Source organism: Bacillus sp. GBSW19, from assembly GCF_002998655.1.
Classification (GTDB): domain Bacteria; phylum Bacillota; class Bacilli; order Bacillales; family Bacillaceae; genus Bacillus.
Map to the genome: position 1 here is coordinate 1,792,022 of NZ_PVRF01000001.1, position 18,176 is coordinate 1,810,197.

General features: G+C 43.1%; 18 protein-coding genes and 1 riboswitch. Of the genes, 7 read left to right on the top strand and 11 right to left on the bottom strand.

The genetic code is table 11. From position 1 onward, the window contains the following. Window positions 1-59: 59 nt before the first annotated feature. A complete protein-coding gene (locus C6344_RS09445; protein WP_034665376.1) occupies window positions 60-335 on the bottom strand; it encodes a YtzC family protein in 276 nt (91 codons plus the stop codon). Window positions 336-487: 152 nt separating this feature from the next. On the opposite strand from C6344_RS09445, the gene mnmL reads away from it, so the two are divergent. Then, window positions 488-1,453: a tRNA modification radical SAM protein MnmL/YtqA gene (gene mnmL, locus C6344_RS09450; protein WP_003217704.1), complete on the top strand. Its 966-nt coding sequence runs from the start codon at window positions 488-490 to the stop codon at window positions 1,451-1,453. Next, the gene (mnmM, locus tag C6344_RS09455; protein WP_060597056.1) at window positions 1,450-2,025 is read left to right on the top strand and encodes a tRNA 5-(aminomethyl)-2-thiouridylate-methyltransferase MnmM; all 576 of its coding nucleotides are present in this window, start codon (window positions 1,450-1,452) and stop codon (window positions 2,023-2,025) included. The genes mnmL and mnmM overlap by 4 nt, the downstream gene beginning before the upstream one ends. Before the next feature lie 215 nt (window positions 2,026-2,240). Here mnmM and C6344_RS09460 read toward each other — a convergent pair whose 3' ends face one another. Next, window positions 2,241-3,320 carry a tetraprenyl-beta-curcumene synthase family protein gene (locus tag C6344_RS09460; protein WP_106072891.1) on the bottom strand — a complete coding sequence of 360 codons (1,080 nt, stop codon included), beginning with the start codon at window positions 3,318-3,320 and terminating at the stop codon, window positions 2,241-2,243. Between the two features lie 30 nt (window positions 3,321-3,350). Then, entirely contained in the window at window positions 3,351-4,130 is a 780-nt protein-coding gene (locus C6344_RS09465) for an alpha/beta hydrolase (RefSeq protein WP_034665364.1), read from the bottom strand. A gap of 45 nt (window positions 4,131-4,175) precedes the next feature. Between C6344_RS09465 and C6344_RS09470 the strand changes: the two genes are divergently transcribed. Continuing rightward, on the top strand, window positions 4,176-4,691 hold the full coding sequence (locus tag C6344_RS09470; RefSeq protein ID WP_106031925.1) for a gamma carbonic anhydrase: 516 nt from the start codon (window positions 4,176-4,178) through the stop codon (window positions 4,689-4,691). A 142-nt stretch (window positions 4,692-4,833) separates the two neighbouring features. Here C6344_RS09470 and asnB read toward each other — a convergent pair whose 3' ends face one another. Next, complete coding sequence (gene asnB, locus C6344_RS09475; RefSeq protein WP_060597058.1) at window positions 4,834-6,732, bottom strand: asparagine synthase (glutamine-hydrolyzing); 1,899 nt, start codon at window positions 6,730-6,732, stop codon at window positions 4,834-4,836. Window positions 6,733-6,879: 147 nt separating this feature from the next. Continuing rightward, a complete protein-coding gene (gene metK / locus C6344_RS09480; RefSeq protein WP_034665356.1) occupies window positions 6,880-8,082 on the bottom strand; it encodes a methionine adenosyltransferase in 1,203 nt (400 codons plus the stop codon). Between the two features lie 195 nt (window positions 8,083-8,277). After that, window positions 8,278-8,412: riboswitch (SAM riboswitch) on the bottom strand. A 227-nt stretch (window positions 8,413-8,639) separates the two neighbouring features. On the opposite strand from metK, the gene pckA reads away from it, so the two are divergent. After that, window positions 8,640-10,226: a phosphoenolpyruvate carboxykinase (ATP) gene (pckA, locus tag C6344_RS09485; protein ID WP_060597059.1), complete on the top strand. Its 1,587-nt coding sequence runs from the start codon at window positions 8,640-8,642 to the stop codon at window positions 10,224-10,226. 45 nt (window positions 10,227-10,271) lie between these two features. Here the strand turns inward: pckA and C6344_RS09490 are convergent, their stop codons facing one another. From C6344_RS09490 to C6344_RS09515, 6 genes are read right to left on the bottom strand one after another with little or no spacing between them, the layout of a single operon-like run. Beyond that, the gene (locus C6344_RS09490) at window positions 10,272-10,514 is read right to left on the bottom strand and encodes a DUF2584 domain-containing protein (protein WP_003217584.1); all 243 of its coding nucleotides are present in this window, start codon (window positions 10,512-10,514) and stop codon (window positions 10,272-10,274) included. A 39-nt stretch (window positions 10,515-10,553) separates the two neighbouring features. Beyond that, complete coding sequence (locus tag C6344_RS09495) at window positions 10,554-11,348, bottom strand: alpha/beta hydrolase family protein (RefSeq protein WP_060597060.1); 795 nt, start codon at window positions 11,346-11,348, stop codon at window positions 10,554-10,556. A gap of 31 nt (window positions 11,349-11,379) precedes the next feature. Continuing rightward, window positions 11,380-12,858: a phytoene desaturase family protein gene (locus C6344_RS09500; RefSeq protein ID WP_106072892.1), complete on the bottom strand. Its 1,479-nt coding sequence runs from the start codon at window positions 12,856-12,858 to the stop codon at window positions 11,380-11,382. Continuing rightward, window positions 12,855-13,982: a glycosyltransferase family 2 protein gene (locus C6344_RS09505; RefSeq protein ID WP_106072588.1), complete on the bottom strand. Its 1,128-nt coding sequence runs from the start codon at window positions 13,980-13,982 to the stop codon at window positions 12,855-12,857. The genes C6344_RS09500 and C6344_RS09505 overlap by 4 nt, the downstream gene beginning before the upstream one ends. Beyond that, window positions 13,967-14,713: a lysophospholipid acyltransferase family protein gene (locus tag C6344_RS09510; protein ID WP_060597063.1), complete on the bottom strand. Its 747-nt coding sequence runs from the start codon at window positions 14,711-14,713 to the stop codon at window positions 13,967-13,969. Before C6344_RS09510 ends, C6344_RS09505 begins: the two co-directional genes overlap by 16 nt. After that, the gene (locus tag C6344_RS09515; RefSeq protein WP_060597064.1) at window positions 14,682-15,410 is read right to left on the bottom strand and encodes a carotenoid biosynthesis protein; all 729 of its coding nucleotides are present in this window, start codon (window positions 15,408-15,410) and stop codon (window positions 14,682-14,684) included. The genes C6344_RS09510 and C6344_RS09515 overlap by 32 nt, the downstream gene beginning before the upstream one ends. 173 nt (window positions 15,411-15,583) lie before the next feature. Between C6344_RS09515 and C6344_RS09520 the strand changes: the two genes are divergently transcribed. The 3 genes from C6344_RS09520 to C6344_RS09530 are packed head-to-tail and all read left to right on the top strand — an operon-like array spanning window position 15,584 to window position 18,152. Next, window positions 15,584-16,585: an ABC transporter substrate-binding protein gene (locus C6344_RS09520; protein WP_060597065.1), complete on the top strand. Its 1,002-nt coding sequence runs from the start codon at window positions 15,584-15,586 to the stop codon at window positions 16,583-16,585. A gap of 15 nt (window positions 16,586-16,600) precedes the next feature. Further along, window positions 16,601-17,371 carry an ABC transporter ATP-binding protein gene (locus C6344_RS09525; RefSeq protein WP_034665342.1) on the top strand — a complete coding sequence of 257 codons (771 nt, stop codon included), beginning with the start codon at window positions 16,601-16,603 and terminating at the stop codon, window positions 17,369-17,371. Window positions 17,372-17,405: 34 nt separating this feature from the next. Further along, complete coding sequence (locus C6344_RS09530) at window positions 17,406-18,152, top strand: ABC transporter permease (RefSeq protein ID WP_370876318.1); 747 nt, start codon at window positions 17,406-17,408, stop codon at window positions 18,150-18,152. Window positions 18,153-18,176 lie beyond the last annotated feature (24 nt).

The following is an 18,176-nucleotide window of genomic DNA, read 5'->3' on the forward strand; positions in this document are numbered from 1 at the left end:
AAAAAGTCAATAGCCTTTTAAAAAATAAAAAACAGACCCTTAAAAAAAGGATCTGTTCATCATTCGTTGTCGTAAGAAATACCTAAAATCATTTGATTTTGCAAGCTTTGAATTTGAACACGCGCCCTGTCTAATCGCTCTCTTTGCTGATCATTGGCGACATCTTTTAATTTTTCTAATTCGTTCACCGCATCTTCAAGCATAAGCTGCGCCTTAGAAAATTCGTCCTCATTATAATGCTCTTGGCGTAAGTTCAAATCAAATTGCTCATTTGCAAACTCAAGGGTTTCAGTACTTTTTTGGATAAATTCATCGATCGACTGCCTTGTTGCCATCTTGCATTCCCTCCATTTCATCATTGCTCCCGCCTATTTTGCCCACGTAAAGCTTTTTCACTAAAGAAAATGTTGGACAGATTCAATTGTCCTCCTTCATGATTTTTGTTAAACTTTAAGGATGCCTATTATTACGCAAGGAGGTTACTGACTTGGATCAGCATAACCCTTTTTTATATTCAAACAGCGAAAAACGCTATCACACATGGAACTATCATTTGCGAGAGCACTTTGGTCATAAAGTATTTAAAGTGGCCTTAGACGGCGGCTTTGACTGCCCAAACCGTGATGGTACTGTAGCCCACGGAGGCTGTACATTTTGCAGTGCAGCTGGGTCTGGTGATTTTGCAGGAAACCGGGCTGATGATCTCATCACTCAATTTAACGAAATCAAAGACCGGATGCACACAAAATGGAAAGACGGAAAATATATGGCGTATTTTCAAGCGTATACAAACACACACGCCCCGCTTCCTGTTCTAAAAGAAAAATTTGAAACCGTCATGAATCTGGATGGAGTGGTTGGTTTATCTATTGCGACAAGACCTGACTGCCTGCCAGATGACGTGGTGGAGTATTTAGCCGAATTAAATGAGCGCACTTATCTCTGGGTAGAGCTTGGTCTTCAAACGGTTCATGAACGTACAGCGATGCTCATTAACCGTGCCCATGATTATGAATGCTACGTAGAAGGTGTAGAAAAACTGCGAAAACACGGAATTCGTGTCTGCTCGCATATCATCAACGGACTGCCTCTAGAAAACCGGGACATGATGATGGAAACAGCAAAAGCTGTCGCAGATTTAGATGTGCAAGGAATTAAAATTCATTTACTTCACCTTTTAAAAGGAACCCCAATGGTCAAGCAATACGAAAAAGGCAAATTGGAGTTTCTAAGCCAGGAAGAATATGTTCAGCTTGTTTGTGATCAACTGGAGATCCTGCCGCCAGAAATGATTATTCACCGCATTACAGGGGATGGCCCAATTGAATTAATGGTTGGTCCGATGTGGAGTGTAAACAAGTGGGAAGTACTAAATGCCATTAATGCTGAGCTCGAAAGACGTAACAGCTACCAAGGCAAACGTTTCGTCAGATTGGAAGAAGCAGCCAAATGATTTTGAAACGCATGCTCCCTTTTAGTAAAGAGCTGTTAGAACGGGCTTGTCAAAAAGGCGACATCGTCATTGATGCAACGATGGGAAATGGCCACGATACACGCTATTTAGCTGATCTTGTAGGAAATGATGGACAAGTTTTCGCATTCGACGTACAAGAGGAAGCCCTACAGCAGACGAGAAAAAGGCTTGGCGAGGGATATCCTTACGTTCATCTGATTCACGATGGGCATGAAAAACTGGCTCATCACCTGCCAAAGGATGTTTATGGACATATTTCTGGTGCGGTGTTTAACCTTGGGTACCTGCCCGGAGGCGATAAAGCCGTCACCACTCAGGCTCATACAACCATCGAAGCCATCGAGCAGCTCCTCGACTGGCTTAAACCCGGCGGTCTGATCGTCCTTGTGATTTACCATGGACACTCCGAAGGAAAAAGAGAAAAAGAAGTACTTCTTGACTATTGCAGATCACTTCCTCATGAAGAGGCACAAGTTTTATCATATCAATACATGAATATTCAAAACGACCCGCCTTTTGTGGTCGCCATTGAAAAAAAGCTCAAATCCTAATGATCTGAGCTCAGATTATTGACAAAGGGCCAAAATGATTTTTATTTTAGCCCTTTGTCTTCTTTCAGCGTGATAGAAAACCTTTGCAGTCTAGGAAGAACGAGCACCGGAACGGAGCGAATTTGACATTCGTGAGTACCGGCGCGCAGGACTGACAAAGAATGCGAGGGTTTGTCTGCGCGCTGAAGCTCAAATCCTAATGGATTTGAGCTTTTTTATGAGGATTTCATCCAAGGCATTTTCTGATAGGTCCGGTAAGCTCTTCCGTTGATATAGAAAAAGAATGATGTTTTCCCGCTTGATTTGATCAGCCGTTTTGCCAGCTTATTCATCTCTTTTTGGGCTGTCACTTTTTCATCGGACAAATAGACTGCCAGTAACCCTCTGTTAATCAATTTGTGAAAGTTTTCGTGCGGAATGCCTTTCAGCTGCTCATCCGCTTTTTCAATAAAATGCTGAAGTCTATCCATCATCTCATGATGAGAAGCATAGTAGGAGCAAAAGTTCAGATCTCCCCCAAGCCGGTCTTCTTCTTGGTCAATTAAATAATCAAGTAAAATGTGCAGACCTTGGATATAAGGGAAATAGCTTTCGTAAATTTGCTTCGCCTGCTTTTCTGTAAAATCCGGCTGCAGCGCATACGCCACAAGACAGAAAATCCCTAACGTTGATCCTGCACAAGCTGAAAATTCATACCATTCCATCTTAGGCAAATCCTTTTCATACTGGCGAAACCACGATTCTAGCCGCGGGACCCGCTCATGAGGAACGACGTGTTTATGTACTTGCAATTCACTGTAGTAATCACACAGCGTGTGTAAATATGGCTGAATGATTGGATAATGCTCAAGGCGCGTAAGCACGTCTTGACATGTGCGGACAAGCGCATGTAAATACCCATGATCCTCTTGATCATCACGGAATTGATAGTAAGGCTTGAGCTCAGCATGAATATCAAGCGCATCTCTCATCGCTTGATGCAGCATATGAAAATCTTTTGGATCCAGCGACGTGCTGCGGTCACATAGGTTATCTAAGTAATCACTGATGGTTTGATACGCCACAATGAATTCAATACACGTTTCTTTCGCCTCACCTGCTAGAAGAGATAAAATGCCTCCGCCTTCACAGTGAAAGGTTTTACTGGATATGCTCGCTAGTGCCTGCGTTCGCAGTTCTTCATTTTCAATCATTTCTGCATGAGCCCGCCACTTTTTCAGCTCCTGATGAACAAGCGGAAAAATATCTTTATACACCTTTGTCATCAGTGCAAAAGGACGCTCTGGTACTGACAAATCAATCCACCCCCAACTTAAAGCTCACCATCAAATATATTGATCTGTAAAGGCTCTTGCTGCCTTAAACACATCTTCTCTTTCCGGTTCATTAAAAATTTCGTGATACAGTTCTTCCCATTCACGGTATGATTTATTGGTTGATTCAATGCCATTGAACCATTTGATCACCCTCGTTTTATCCACGATCTTATCATCGCCCGCCTGCATTAAAAGGAGCGGAATCGATTTAAAGACATTCGTTGGCTGCATGGCCGCATCAATATTTTTGATCAGCTCTCGGTACCAGCGAACCGACACCTTTGTTACGTAAAGAGAATCATTTGAGTCTGCCTCAATCACAGCCTGATTCCGTGTGGCTAGTTCAATCGACAGCCCTGACTCGACTTTAAAGGACGGTGCCAGCACATTTAGACCTTTTGATGCAAAATCCATTAGCTTCTTCGGTTTAAATTGCAGACCTAAACAAGGTGATGATAAAATAAGGCCATCAATCTTCGTATGGGTATACTGCTTGATCCACTCAATTGAAATGAGTCCACCCATACTGTGTCCAAGTAAAAAAGTAGGAAGCCTGAATGATTTCGCATGTTCGATCCATTCATCTATTGTATCAATGTATTCCTGAAACGAGCGAATGTGGCCGCGCGCACGTGTCGATGTCCCTTGCCCAGGGAGGTCACCCATAACGACGTGATAGCCTGCATTTCGCCACATTTCGATCAGCCATTTATATCGGCCGTGATATTCACTCGCACCATGTACAATTACAATTGTACCAACTGGTCTTTCAGCATGCCAAGTCCACAAAGTAAACACCTCACAAATGTTGTATTAAGAAAGGAAGTCGAAAAAGTGATTTATCCATATCATCAGTTTACACCTGAGATTCATGAATCGGTCTTTGTCGCAGATAACGTCACCATTACTGGTGATGTCACGATTGGAGAATATTCGAGCGTGTGGTTTCAAACCGTCATCAGAGGCGATGTCGCTCCTGTGAGAATTGGAAAAAACGTCAATATTCAAGATTTATCCTGTCTGCATCAAAGTCCTGGAAAAACACTTCTTATAGAAGATGGTGCTACCATTGGACACCAAGTCACATTACATAGCTCAATCATTCGAAAAAATGCCCTCATTGGTATGGGGTCCATCATTCTCGATGGTGCAGAAATTGGCGAAGGTGCCTTTATCGGTGCAGGTAGTCTTGTCCCTCAAGGAAAGGTTATTCCAAAAGGATCACTCGCTTTTGGCCGTCCAGCCAAGGTCGTCCGTCAGTTAACAGATGAAGATATCCAAGACATGGACAGAATCCGTAGAGAATATGTAGAAAAAGGACAATACTATCGTTCCCTTTTATCCCGTTAACATCATACGTGTATCTTCACTTTATCATGTTTTTTTCAGGATATTAAGCAATAACTATGAACCGCTTGTTATTTTACCCTTTTCCACTGCTTTCTATCATGACAAAAAAGGTTTTCAGCACAAAGCTGAAAACCTTTTTTCATTAACTAAAGATGACTTCTTTCGGTTGATGATTCAACTGCTCTGGATCAATGCTGCGCTCCACATAAATGCTGTGCCAAATCATAAAGATGAGGACGGTCCAAATCTTACGGCTATGATCTGCTTTGCCAGCACAATGCTCATTTAATAAATCAAGCACATATTGCTTGTTAATGTATTCATCTGTTTGACTGTTTTTGATGATGTCTTTCGCCCAAGCATTCATCTCATTTTTCAGCCAATGACGAATTGGCACAGGGAAACCAAGCTTTTTACGGTTTAACACATGGTCAGGCACAATGCCCTCTGCTGCTTTACGCAATAAATATTTCGTTGTGCCATCTTTTGTTTTCAGCTCTTCTGGAATTTTAGAAGCCGCTTCAAAAACGACCTTATCAAGGAATGGAACACGAAGCTCAAGAGAATTCGCCATCGTCATCTTGTCTGCTTTCAGTAAGATGTCTCCGCGCATCCACGTATGAATATCAACATATTGCATTTTGTTAATATCACTGTAGCCTGCGCTTTCCTCGAAGTATGTCTTCGTTACGTCACGATACGTGATGCTTGGATCATAATGTTTTAAGAGATTTTTCTTCACTGGCTCTTCAAAGATTTTCGCATTACCGATATAACGTTCCTCTAATGGCGTACAGCCGCGAACGATAAAGCTCTTCCCTTTCATTCCTTCTGGCATTAATCGCGCCAGACGAAGAAGAAGCTTTTTCAGCATAGATGGTACAGATTCAAATGGTTTAAGAGAAAGAGGCTCACGGTAAATATTATATCCGCCGAACAGCTCGTCCGCTCCCTCACCTGAAAGAACAACCGTCACTTGTTTCTTCGCTTCTTTTGCCACAAAATACAATGGAATCGCCGCCGGATCAGCTAAAGGATCGTCTAAATGCCAGACAATCTTCGGAAGCTCGTTCATATATTCCTCTGGAGAAATGACGGCACTGAAGTTTTGTAAGCCTAGCTTATCAGCTGTTTCCTTCGCGACATCGACTTCACTAAAGCCATCCTGCTGGAAGCCAACAGAGAATGTCTTCAGCTCAGGGTGTAATTCCTTTGCGACAGACACGATGAAGGAAGAATCAATACCACCTGATAGGAATGAACCAACAGGTACATCACTTCTCATGTGAACTTTCACAGAATCATAGATTGCATCGCGTACTTCTTCTATTAATTTCTCTTCTTGTGTTTGTTCAGGCTTGAATTGAACCTTCCAGTATGTCTTAAATTCGATCTCCTGTCCTGGGCGTAAAATAAACTGATGACCAGGCTCAACTTTGTGCACCTTTTGATCAAGTGTATTTGGCTCAGGAACGAACTGGAACGACATGTACTGCTGCAATGAAGTCTCATCAAATAAGATGTTCTCGTTCACAGCCATCAAGCTTTTGCGTTCAGACGCAAAGTACACTTGCTCATCCATTTGTGTAAAATAAAGCGGTTTGATGCCAAAAGGATCTCTCGCGCCATATAATTGCTGCGCTTCTTTATCCCAAATTAAAAATGCAAACATGCCGCGAAGTTTAGAAGCCGCCTCTTCTTTATAATGACGGTATGTGGCAAGCAGTACTTCCGTATCAGAATCTGTGCTGAACGTATAGCCCTTTTTCACAAGCTCTTCCTTCAGCTCCACATAGTTATAAATTTCTCCGTTGAAAATAATCCAATACTTTTCATCTTCATAAGAAAGCGGCTGCTTTCCGTGCTCAACATCTATAATACTTAAACGTCTAAATCCAAATCCTACATGCTCGTCATGAAAGTAACCCTCATCATCGGGACCACGGTGAACGATGAGACGATTCATTTGTTTAATTAACTCTTCCTGCTCAGTAGTTTCGGACAATGGACGGTGATTAAATACACCAACAAACCCACACATATTATTGCCTCCACGTTATGTTATTTCTTAAAAGTAGACCTATAATTAGACAGTATTTTGTCCGATTTTGTTTCACATTTTTTCACTTTTTGTAGAATTTTTTTAATCAAAAGGAAAACCGCTTAAAATAAGCGGTTTTCTATGTTGTTATTGTCCTAATGCTTCTTTACGAAGCGTATCGGCTTTATCCGTTTTTTCCCACGGAAGATCTAAATCATGACGGCCGAAATGTCCGTATGCAGCTGTTTGTTTATAGATCGGACGACGCAGGTCAAGCATTTTAATAATGCCAGCTGGACGAAGATCAAAGTTCGCACGAACCACTTCAATTAATTTTTCTTCAGAAGCTTTTCCTGTTCCGAATGTATCAATTGAAATCGATACAGGCTGTGCAACACCAATTGCATAAGCAAGTTGTACTTCACAAGAATCTGCAAGACCGGCAGCTACGATGTTTTTCGCTACGTAACGAGCAGCGTACGCCGCAGAACGGTCAACCTTTGTTGCGTCCTTCCCAGAGAAAGCACCGCCGCCATGACGAGCGTACCCGCCATACGTATCAACGATGATTTTACGTCCAGTTAAACCAGCATCTCCTTGAGGTCCACCGATGACGAAACGGCCTGTTGGGTTAATAAAGTATTTTGTCTCTTCGTCAATGAGTTCGCTTGGAACCACAGGGCGGATGACATGCTCTTTTAAGTCGCTTTGAATTTGTTCAAGCGTCACTTCTGGTGCATGCTGCGTAGAAATAACCACTGTGTCAATACGAACAGGTTTATTTTGCTCATCATATTCTACTGTTACTTGTGTTTTTCCGTCTGGACGAAGATAGGCAAGTGTTTGATCCTTGCGCACTTCTGTTAAACGCAGAGATAATTTATGCGCTAGTGAAATCGGCAGCGGCATGAGCTCTTCGGTTTCGTTGTTGGCAAAACCAAACATCAATCCTTGGTCACCTGCACCGATCGCATCAATTTCTTCTTCAGTCATTGTTCCTTCACGTGCTTCAAGCGCTTTGTCTACACCTTGCGCAATATCAGCAGACTGTTCATCAATGGATGTGAGCACTGCACATGTTTCCGCATCAAAACCATATTTCGCACGTGTGTAGCCAATTTCCTTAATCGTGTCACGCACCGTCTTTGGAATATCGACATAAGTAGACGTTGTAATTTCACCGCTTACTAATACGAGACCCGTTGTAACAGAAGTTTCACAGGCAACACGTGCATTTGGATCTTTCTTTAAAATTTCATCCAAAATGCTGTCTGAAATTTGATCACAGATTTTATCCGGATGTCCTTCTGTTACTGATTCTGAAGTAAATAAACGACGATTTTGACTCATAATGGCTATTTCCTCCTGTACAAGACCACATCATCCCAAGATGAGGCCTCCAATATGATACGGAACTCGTTCCCTCTTATATTTGAAAACGTTTCTATTAGAGATGTTATTGGCAATTTGTTCATATGATATCCCAAAAATAAAAAAACCATTTCCTTCATTGCGAGGAAAGGGTCTGAGATCGCATGCCTTTCACTCTTATCGCTCAAGGTGTTCTTGTACCTTGCATCAGGTTAGCACCTTGGTTTCTCAGCATATTCATGCCTTTTTCACAAGAAACCGGTTGCTGGGCTTCATCGGGCCTGTCCCTCCACCAACTCGGGATAAGAGTATCCGTTCAATAAGATATCTTATCTCAAACCCTTGCATCATGTCAATGCTTCATCAGAATTATCTCCCCTCTTTTTTTACCTCACCCTTAGCATCACCAAAAAGCATATTTTCATAGCAGAAATGAAAAAACACACACAAAAATATTTAAATAGTATAGACTATTATTATCAATGTGTTATACTAATCGAAACAAACAAATTCAACGGTAAAGGAAGGGTTTTTTTATGAACTCAGTGGATTTAAAAGAAGATTTGCAGTCATTGTTCTCATTAGAAAATACGCACCAAAATTTATCTGTTCCGAAACTTGTTGAAAAGATTTTGGCACGTGATGAAGGCGTCTTAACATCAACAGGAGCTGTCCGCGCTACAACTGGTGCCTACACAGGACGTTCGCCTAAAGATAAATTTATCGTCAAAGAAGAAAGCTCTGAACATAAAATTGATTGGGGTCAAGTCAACCAGCCGATCTCTAAAGAAGCATTTGACCGTTTATATACAAAGGTTGTGTCATACTTAAAAGAACGTGATGAACTATTCGTCTTTGAAGGATTTGCCGGCGCTGATGAAAGATACCGTATGCCAATTACAGTGGTAAACGAATTTGCATGGCACAATCTCTTTGCAAAGCAGCTGTTCATCAGACCTGACGGATCCACACCTTCTTCAAACGAAAAACCGTTCACCATCTTATCTGCACCGCACTTTAAAGCAGATCCTGAAACAGATGGCACAAACTCTGAAACGTTTATTATCGTTTCTTTTGAAAAACGCACCATTCTGATCGGTGGTACAGAATATGCAGGAGAGATGAAAAAGTCCATTTTCTCTGTCATGAATTACCTGCTTCCTGAGCAAGATATTTTATCCATGCACTGCTCAGCAAACGTCGGTCAAGAAGGCGATGTCGCATTATTCTTCGGCCTTTCAGGTACTGGGAAAACGACGCTTTCTGCAAGTGCAAGCCGCAAGCTGATCGGTGACGATGAACACGGCTGGTCTGGCTCAGGAGTCTTCAATATTGAGGGCGGATGTTATGCGAAATGTGTGAACTTAAGCGAAGAAAAAGAACCGCAAATCTACAAAGCCATCAGCTTCGGATCAGTTCTTGAAAATGTTGTGCTTGATGAAGAAACACGTGAAGCGGATTATGATGACACATTCTTCACTGAAAACACACGCGCTGCTTACCCAATCGAAATGATTGATAACATCGTGAAGCCAAGTATCGCAGGACATCCTTCTGCCATTGTCTTCTTAACAGCTGATGCATTTGGCGTTTTACCTCCAATCAGCCGTTTAACAAAAGAACAGGCAATGTACCATTTCTTGAGCGGTTACACAAGTAAATTAGCAGGAACTGAACGCGGTGTCACATCACCAGAAACGACATTCTCTACTTGCTTCGGTTCACCGTTCTTGCCGCTTCCAGCTCACGTCTATGCTGAAATGCTTGGCAAAAAAATTGATGAGCACGGCGCAAAAGTATTCCTTGTGAATACAGGCTGGACTGGCGGAGGCTATGGTACAGGCAAACGCATGAATCTAGCGCATACTAGAGCAATGGTGCAGGCAGCGATCGAAGGTGACCTCGACAACGCCGAAATGATCACTGATGACATCTTTGGATTACACATCCCGCTTCATATTCCTGGCGTACCAGATGAAGTGCTTCAACCTTCTAAAACATGGGATGACCAAGAGGCTTATCAAGAAAAAGCACACTTCCTTGCCAATGAATTTAAAAAGAACTTCCAAAAATTCAGCCACGCAGCAAGTGACATTGAAGCCAAAGGCGGACCACGCGTATAATCAAATGGCAAAAGCTGAGGGGAATCATTCCCTCAGCTTTTTTTGTTAGTTCGTTGAATGTAATGACACGAGACGGTAAGTAACCTTTGTCACATTGTCTGTCAGCTCCAGCTTTTCAACGTGTGCTGTCCCTGTTTTTTCTCCGTCTTTCGTTTTACGCACCTCAAGCGGAATATTTAATGGATAAATGCGGTACCCTTCCTTCATGAGCTCAAATACATTTTCTTCAATTCTTGTCTCTTTTCCCTTCGTGACAATCATTGTATTAAATTCAACAGGCATTCCCATATTGAAAATCCCCCTACTTTCTAAATTTCGTTATACTGCTTATTTTACCACATTTCCGCTTTTCCGGCTGTGCATCCATGTCGTCAGCCTTCTGACAATTTCCCGATTATGCTGCGGTGGGAAATAATGGTTGTATCCATGAAAATACCAAGTCTCCACTGACTTTCCGTGCTGGCGCAGCGCATCTTCTAATAAATACGCATGCTCAATCGATACATTCTGATCCTCTTCTCCGTGGATGATGAGAACAGGCGCTTCAATTTTGTCCACATCATTTAAAGGCGTTCTGTCCTCATAGGCCTCTGGCACCTTGTGCGGGGGACCGCCAATCACACGCTTCATCATTCTTCTCATATCCACACGCTCTTCGTAGGTGAGCTTCATATCACTGACGCCTCCCCATGTCACAAAGGAAGCCGCCTCTTGTTTCATTTCAACAGCGGTCCAAATGCCCATAATCCCTCCGCGCGAAAAACCAAAGATATGAATACGATCCTGCTTCACCTTTTTGTGGTGCTTTAACAATTGAAAGGCAGCAAAAGCATCTTTCCGGTCCTCACCGGCAAAATCTTCGTTCCCTTCGCCTCCCTGATTTCCTCGGTAAAAGGGAGCAAATACGACAAAGCCCTGCGCTGCAAATTGCACAATCCGGCCTGGTCTCACCATCCCCACATTTTTAATGCCGCCTCGTAAATACAAAAAGCCGTCATAGAAACCTTCTCCGGCCGGTTCAGCGAGCAGCCCTTTGATCCGAAGCCCATCTGCCTCATAGGTCACTGTAAATAAGTGAATATGCGGATGGGGGGACGGAAACCTTCTTTTTTCCACAATCACTTGATTTCTCTCCTTTTCATCTGTTCTTACGTCAAGTGCTTAAAATGATCGCTTCTGCGACGAGCTGGCCTGATTTTGTCACCATCGGCGTGCCGCCGCCTGGATGAGTTGTTCCTCCAACAAACCAAAGCCCTTCAATGTCCTTTGACTGATTATTGATTCGGAAGAACGCCTGCTTGAACGAGTTGGAAGACATGCCATAAATGGCGCCATGATATGCTCCTGTTTTCTGCTGCAGATCAAGCGGAGTTTGAACCGCTTCATATTCGGCAACCTCATCCATATCAAAGAGACCCTTTTCCTTTAATTTTGTTTTCAAATGCTGCGGGTATGTCTCCTTTAACATGCCCCAATCTTGCTCTTTTGTCACATAAGGCGCATTCGTCAGTACAAAAAGGTTGCTTCTTCCCTGTCCTCCGCTTAAAGCTGGTTCTGAATGACCTGAATAACATATGTAAAGCGTTGGATCCTGAGGCAGTTGTTTTTTCTGAAAAATATCTTTGAATTCTTGCTCATAATTCTCTGGGAAAAACACATTGTGATGGGACAGCTGTTCATAGACTTTAGGTACACCTAATAAGAGAACAAAGCCAGATAATGACGGTTCAATATTAGCCAGCTTTTGATTTAAAAAGCTTGGGCGGTCTTTTTCATCAATCAGATGGCGGTAAACAGTCAGCGCGTCCGCCCCTGCAATGACTTGATCTGCTTCATACATCTGCTGAGCCGTCTCTACTCCTTTGATTCGCCGGTCCTTCACATGAATCTTGTTGACTTGTTCATTGAGGTGAATCTGTACGCCTAATTCCTTTGCCAAAGTCTCAAATGCTTCAACTAAACGATATGTACCGCCCTTTATTCCATAAATCCCTTTCTCCCCTTCTAAATACGCCATCATATTAAAAATAGCCGGTGCCTCATAGGGAGAAGAGCCGATGTATGTAGCATACCGTCCAAACATCGCCAAAGTATGCGGATGACGGAAATATTGACGCAGCAGGCGTTGAACGGTTGTAAACGGTTTGACAGAGAGAAGTGCTTTCATGAGCTTTACATCCGCCTTATCCTTCCACGTCAATAACAAACGATTTAAAAACTGCTCCTCAGCCTTTTGAAAAAGCATCTTTGATTCCTGTAAAAATGAACGGTATTGCTTCGCATCCTCAGGACTGAATGCTGCAATTTGAGATTCCATTTGCTCAATATTGGGCGTAAATTCGACCGTATGTCCATCTGAAAAAACGTTTTTGGTCAGGGGAGAAATCGGATAAAATGTGACGTAATCCTCCATCCGTCTATGACAGGAAGCAAACACTTCCTCAAAGTATGACTTCATTGTAATGGTACTCGGTCCTAGATCAAAAGAGTAGCCAGCTCCCTGATGGCGCTGCAATTTCCCGCCTAAAGCCGCTTCTTTTTCTAATATGGTGACCTGAACCCCTCGTGACTGCAAGCGGATCGCTGCTGATAATCCGCCAAGCCCGCCGCCGATGATGATCACTTTTTTCATTCGTACCTTCTCCCTTTCCATTCATACCCTTCTTTTTTCAGCCCGATTTTCATAGAAGCAAAGCCAATGGCGATCAAACTTAAAATGCTGACCGGCAATAAAAAGGCCATTGCAGATGTTCTCCCGTTCTCGATATCAATTGCCGCTTTGATCGACACACCCATCCCATAGCAAAGAATGGCTATGCATATACTGAGCACATCAAGCTGCAGCAATGCCATCATCAAACAAATGACAGGAGCCAAATAAAGCAGGGTGTATAAACAAAAGACACTGCTTAATAAAGCAATGCTTCGATTGACTCCTGGGAACAAATTTTTCCGGTAGCCTTCCCAAACCTCTTGTCCACTCTCATACATTCTCATATACACAAATGGATGAATGCTTGCAAGTGTGAACGGAAAGCCTTTTTCCTTCACTCGTCTAGCCAAGGCCATATCATCCACTAGCGAATTCTTAATCGCTTCATGCCCGCCGATGTCGTGATAGCAATTCTTTTCAATGGCAATAAAGCCTCCATGTGCTGCGGCAAAAGCGGGGTTCCTTGAATTCCTTACCCACTTCACTGGCAGATGACAGCCTATGGTAAACATCATCATGGGAACCACAAGATGCTCAAAGAATGTACCTGTTTTTTGTTCTGGGAAGCCTGACAGCATGCCCGTATTTTGCGTGCATACCTGCTGATACACTGCTTCAATTGCCCCTCTTTTTAACCGGACATCCGCATCTAAAAATAGCAGCCAATCAGAAGCTGCTGCCTCAGCGAGCTGAGAACAGGCAAATGATTTACCTAGCCAGCCTTGCTTTAACGCTTGGCCTGACTGGACACGAATCCACGGATACGCTTCTGCAAAGCGCTCCACAATCGCTCTTGTCTGATCTGTCGAATGATCATCAAGAACAATGAGCTCTTTCGGATAAAGACGTTGATCAACGATCGACTGAAGACAGGCTTCTATCCGCTTCTCCTCATTTCTAGCCGGAATCAGTATCGATAACGAAATGGGTTCATCTGGCGAAAAAGAAGCGGACTTTATCACGGGAAACTGCTTCATATTCCATATGGTGAACATAAACTGACAAAGCAGCAGCACACTGATCACGGTTAAGAAGAGCGCCATGTTTTCACCCACTTTTTAAAAGAATCAAACGCATCACTTGTTGACTGACTTGTCCTTGTCATCTGTTTAAATTCTTCGTTTAATGAAAGATCAGGATCAGCGATGACCTGCGCTTGATGTCGGTTTAACTGCGTTTCAAGCAGATCTCCAAGCATACGCGTCACGTCCTTGCTTCGTAGTGCCCCGCCAGATACTAAGGCATCTTCGCCGAACACAACAGAAACTGTCGGCTTTTGAAATTGATTAAATGTATACTGCAAGGTCACAGGCTTCACCACGACCTGCTCAAATTGCTTCACTAAAAAAGAAGCCCCTCCTTCCAGTTCAAGCGGCCGCATATCCTGATGCATAATTTTCCCCTGTGGAAAAAGCCATACAGCCCCGCCAGCCTGCATGTTCTCTCTTGCTGTCATCAATGCTTGTTTGACACTTTTCAGGTTCTCTTTATGAACCGGAAACGCTCCAAGCTTACGGAAAAAAGCATATTGCTTCAGCTGCTTCTCTTCCATCATCATGTAGTGATCAAGTTCAGACGCTTTTTCTGTTAAAAGAAAAATGATCAGTCCATCCCACCATGAGCTATGATTGGCGAGATAAAGAACAGGCAGCTTCTCCTTCGGGTCCACCGAGCCTTTCATCATCACACAGCGGAAATGCTTATGGAGTAAATACCGCTCAAGATAAAGTAAAAATATACGTCTAAACGATCGGCTTTTGTCGCTTTCTTTCAAATCGAACCCTTCCTTCACACAAAATGACAATGATCAGTGCTAAATAAAAAATGACATCGAGTCCGCCCTTTAATGCCAAAAGACCAAAAAAGAACACCATCGCCTGATAAATACGGCTCGTCCAGCTGAGTGCCTTTTGATCAATTGAAACAAGCGGGAAAAGAAATGAAAGTCCTGCTCCAATCATACCCCAGCTCATAAAATTCTCAAAAGGAATACCATAAAACCCACCGCCGTCATACCACACCCAAAACTTCCGCTCAGCTGCTACTGGATCTAATATGAGGTCAAGCAAGACAATCCATATCCCCGTTTCGACGGCTCGTCTCCACTTTGACTGCTGACTGGATAAAAAAAGGCTGTTTAAAAACACGCCAACCCATGCAAACGCAATGGTTAAGGGCACCCCTGCCACTAGAAAACCTAATGTCGGATAATAGTCATAGGCCCCGAATGGAAACCCCGTTGTGATACCTACCCACTCAACCGTAAATGTAAGCACCCCAACAATGGCTGCCCTTTTGATCACAAGCCCCCATGAGCCATAAATATGTCGCCCAATCTCTATGACGCAGCAGGCATACAGTACAAGAAAGATTCCGTTTGCAAACTGAAGCCATGCTGGCACTTCAAAAAAGACCATTAAGATAAGACCTACTAAATACCATCCAACAAATACCCAACTCACTTTATACACGAAACCGCTCCTTTATTTCTGCCAAATTCAAGAAAGCATTCATTCCCCTAGTATAGAAAAAAAGACGCGTTCTATAAATAAACAATGCGCTTCTTATTTTCATCTAGGCACTCACCAAAAATCCCTTTTCACATACTTTAATAGTGATCTAGAACAAAGGAGGCGAATTACTCTTGAATCGTTCCATCAAAGTCAGACTGGCATTCATCGTCGTGGTCCTGCTCTTTATTCCATTTGTCGCCTGTAAAAAAGAACAAGAGCAGACCGTACAAGTAGCCGAGGTGACCCATTCGGTCTTTTATGCTCCGCTATATGTCGCCTTATCAGAGGATTTCTTCAAAGAAGAAGGCTTGGAGGTTGAACTGAAAACCACTTGGGGCGGTGATAAAACGATGACAGCTCTCTTATCAGGCGGTGCTGATATCGCCCTGACCGGGTCTGAATCCTCTATCTATGTAGAGGCTCAAGACACAAAGGACTCTGTCATGAACTTTGCACAGCTGACACAAACAGACGGCACATTTCTTGTTTCAAGGGAGGAAATAAACCAATTCTCTTGGGATCAATTAAAAGGAAAAGACTTCTTAGGACAGCGGAAAGGCGGCATGCCGCAAATGGTCGGTGAATATGTCTTGAAAAAGGAAGGCATTGATTTAAAAAAGGATCTTCGCATGATTCAAAATATTGATTTTGCCAACATTTCAGGTGCGTTCTCCTCTGGAACTGGCGATTTTGTGCAGTTATTCGAACCGACCGCTTCCTTACTTGAAAAAGAAGGTAAAGGGTACATTACCGCCTCCTTTGGAGAAGCTTCTGGCAAAGTGCCATATACTACCTTCATGGCAAAGAAGAGTTACTTAGAGGAAAACAAAGAGACAGCTGAAGCCTTCACCCGAGCCATTTACAAAGCGCAGAAATGGGTAGAAGCCAAGCAGCCTGAGGAGATCGCAAAGGCCATTCAATCTCATTTTCCTGATACAGATCTTGATGTCTTATCAACTGCCATCAAACGCTACAAACAGCAAGATTCCTATGCAACAGATCCCCTTCTGAATGAAGAGGAATGGAACAAATTGCAGGAAATCATGAAGGAGAGCGGTGAATTGCCGGAATTTATCCCGTACAAACAACTTGTCGATTCATCCATTGCAAAGAAGGTCACAGATCACAAATAGAATAGGAGGTAGCACATGTCTTTCCTTCAAATTGACCATGTGACCCACACGTACTTCTCTTTAAAAGAAAAAACAACGGCTATACAGCACATCAATATGGAGATAGACCAAGGTGAATTCATCTCATTTATTGGTCCCAGCGGCTGCGGAAAAACCACCTTGCTGTCTATCATCGCAGGCATTACGCCGCCCTCTGAAGGTCGAATTTTAATCGAAGGAAAAGAACCAAATCAAAAGGAGCATCAAATCGGCTATATGCTCCAGCAAGATTATTTGTTTCCTTGGAAAACCATCAAGGAAAATGTGATTCTCGGGTTAAAAATTGCGAAACAAGATTCACATGAGGCCACCTCAGCTGCCCTTGATTTACTGCCAAAGTTTGGACTGCATGAAGTAGAGGAAAAATATCCTAAGGAGCTGTCTGGCGGAATGAGGCAGCGTGCGGCTCTCGCCCGAACGCTTGCAGTTGATCCCGGTCTGCTTTTACTAGATGAGCCATTTTCAGCGCTAGACTACCAAACCAAACTGACATTAGAAGATCTCGTCTTTCACACATTAAAAAACTATCAAAAAACAGCAGTCCTTGTGACACATGACATCGGCGAAGCCATTGCGATGAGTGACCGCATTTTCTTATTCTCAAAGCATCCAGGCTCTATCCAGCGAATCTTTACCGTACCAGACGATATAAGGGCTCTCTCTCCTTTCGAAGCGAGACAGACCCCGCGTTTCCAAGAGCTCTTTCAAACGATTTGGAAGGAGCTGAAAACAGTTGAAACACAGTGACCTTTTACATGAAGCCTATCGCAAAAAATACCGAATGGAAAAACGTATCACACGTATCTATCAGTTCATCATATTCGCCAGCTTCTTTTCGCTTTGGGAGCTTGCCAGTCATTTCAGGCTCATCGATCCGCTGATTTTCAGTTCACCATCTGCGGTCTGCCAATTATTTGTGCAAAAAATATCAGATGGTTCTTTAGTAAATCATATGAGTATTACGTTATTTGAAACGGTGCTCGGTTTTCTACTTGGTACCTTTTGCGGCATTTTGCTCGCTGCCGCCTTATGGTGGTCCACCCGATTAGCAAACGTTCTTGATCCTTATTTAGTCATTTTAAATGCCATGCCGAAAGTTGCCCTCGCCCCCATTTTAATTGTTGCCCTTGGTCCTGGCATGATCAGCATCGTCGCGATGGGTGCGATCATTAGTGTGATTATTACAACGATCGTCATTTACACTGCCTTTCAAGAGGTCGATGAGAATTATTTAAAGGTGATGAAAACCTTTGGCGCGAAAAAAGGCGTCGTCTTTCGTGAGGTCATGTTGCCAGCCAGTATTCCAACGATGATTTCTGCCATTAAAGTCAATGTCGGTCTTTCTTGGGTTGGGGTCATTGTAGGGGAATTTCTTGTATCCTCAAAAGGGCTCGGCTACATGATTATTTACGGCTTTCAAGTCTTCAACTTTACACTCGTGTTCTTAAGTCTTTTCATTATTGCTGTGTTTGCTACCATCATGTACCAGCTTGTGGAATGGCTCGAACGCCGTTTTCTCCAAAAATAAAAAAAGCACAGGGATGGTCTCCCT

What these genes read in the sequence shown, in the direction of transcription:
- C6344_RS09445 (WP_034665376.1), bottom strand. Translation starts at nt 335, where the DNA reads ATGGCAACAAGGCAGTCGATCGATGAATTTATCCAAAAAAGTACTGAA.
- mnmM (WP_060597056.1), top strand. Translation starts at nt 1,450, where the DNA reads ATGATTTTGAAACGCATGCTCCCTTTTAGTAAAGAGCTGTTAGAACGG.
- asnB (WP_060597058.1), bottom strand. Translation starts at nt 6,732, where the DNA reads ATGTGTGGGTTTGTTGGTGTATTTAATCACCGTCCATTGTCCGAAACT.
- metK (WP_034665356.1), bottom strand. Translation starts at nt 8,082, where the DNA reads ATGAGTCAAAATCGTCGTTTATTTACTTCAGAATCAGTAACAGAAGGA.
- pckA (WP_060597059.1), top strand. Translation starts at nt 8,640, where the DNA reads ATGAACTCAGTGGATTTAAAAGAAGATTTGCAGTCATTGTTCTCATTA.
- C6344_RS09490 (WP_003217584.1), bottom strand. Translation starts at nt 10,514, where the DNA reads ATGGGAATGCCTGTTGAATTTAATACAATGATTGTCACGAAGGGAAAA.
- C6344_RS09500 (WP_106072892.1), bottom strand. Translation starts at nt 12,858, where the DNA reads ATGAAAAAAGTGATCATCATCGGCGGCGGGCTTGGCGGATTATCAGCA.
- C6344_RS09505 (WP_106072588.1), bottom strand. Translation starts at nt 13,982, where the DNA reads ATGGCGCTCTTCTTAACCGTGATCAGTGTGCTGCTGCTTTGTCAGTTT.
- C6344_RS09525 (WP_034665342.1), top strand. Translation starts at nt 16,601, where the DNA reads ATGTCTTTCCTTCAAATTGACCATGTGACCCACACGTACTTCTCTTTA.
- C6344_RS09530 (WP_370876318.1), top strand. Translation starts at nt 17,406, where the DNA reads ATGGAAAAACGTATCACACGTATCTATCAGTTCATCATATTCGCCAGC.